The organism is Streptomyces sp. NPDC000345, assembly GCF_042898825.1.
GTDB lineage: Bacteria > Actinomycetota > Actinomycetes > Streptomycetales > Streptomycetaceae > Streptomyces.
Map to the genome: position 1 here is coordinate 1 of NZ_JBIAZE010000038.1, position 1,375 is coordinate 1,375.

Consider the following 1,375-nt stretch of genomic DNA (forward strand, 5'->3'; position numbering starts at 1 on the left):
AGAGCGACCAGGGACGACGAACACGCCGTGTCCACCGTCACCGCGGGACCTTCCAGCCCCAGCACGTACGACACCCGCCCCGACAGCACCGACGCCGCGTTGCCCGTGCCCACATGCCCCTCGAAGTCCTCACCCGAGGCCAGCAGCAGACCCGTGTAATCCTGACCGTTCGTCCCCGCGAACACCCCCGTCCGGCTCCCCCGCAGCCCACCCGGAGCGATCCCCGCCCGCTCCAGCGCCTCCCACGACGACTCCAGCAACAACCGCTGCTGCGGATCCGTCGCCAACGCCTCCCGCGGACTCATCCCGAAGAACCCCGCGTCGAACCCCCCCACACCCTCCAGGAAGGCACCCACATCGACGAGCGTGGTTCCGGGCCGCTCGCCCTCCGGGTCGTACAGGGCGGTGAGGTCCCAGCCCCGGTCGGCCGGGAACGGGCCCACCGCGTCGGCGCCCTCGGACAGCAGCCGCCACAGCCCCTCCGGATCCCGCACCCCACCCGGGAACCGGCACGCCATCCCGACGATCACCACCGGATCGTCCACGGCGATCACAGCCGCCGGAGCCTGTGCGACGGCCTTCGCCTCGGCCGCATCGCCCAGCAACCGCTCCCGCAGGTGCCGCGCGAGCGCCATCGGCGTCGGACAGTCGAACACCACCGTGGCGGCGAGGCCGGTGACACCCGTGAGGGCGGTAAGACCGTTGCGGAGTTCCACCGCGATCAGAGAGTCGACGCCCAGGTCACGGAAGGCACGCTCGGCCGGAACAGCGGCCGCACCCGCGTAGCCGAGCACGGCGGCGGCGCAGGACTGCACCGTCTCCAGCAGGAGGCGGTCCTGTTCGGCGGGGGTGAGCCCGGTCAGCCGGCCGAGCAGTCCGGCGCGGTCGTCGACCGTGTTGCGCCCGGATTCCGGGGTGGCGGCCTCCAGGGCCGCGCGGGCCTCGGGCAGCGAGGCGATCAGCGGGTTCGGGCGCGTCAGGGTGAGGGCGGGTGCGAAGTCCGCCCAGTCGAGGTCGGCGACGACGACGGCGGGCGTGTCGGACGCCACCGCGCGGGCGAGGACGTTCGTGGCCGCCTCGGCGTTCAGGGGGAGGACGCCGCCCCGGCGCATCCGCGAGGCGGTGCGGGTCTCGTCGGCCATGCCGCCGTCGGCCCAGGGACCCCAGGCGATCGAGGTGGCGGGCAGCCCGGCCGCCCGGCGCCGTTCGGCGAGCGTGTCGAGGAAGGCGTTGGCCGCCGCGTAGTTGCCCTGGCCCGCCGCTCCGATGCTTCCCGCGAAGGAGGAGAAGAGGACGAAGGCGTCCAGGTCGCGGTCACGGGTGAGTTCGTCCAGGTGCGAAGCACCCAGCGCCTTCGCCCGCAACACCGTCGCGA

At 73.7% G+C, this 1,375-nt stretch carries 1 protein-coding gene; it reads right to left on the reverse strand.

The features are described from left to right. A partial coding sequence (locus tag ACFY30_RS39305) for a beta-ketoacyl synthase N-terminal-like domain-containing protein (RefSeq protein ID WP_390849947.1) occupies nt 1–1,375 on the reverse strand: 1,375 nt, incomplete at both ends.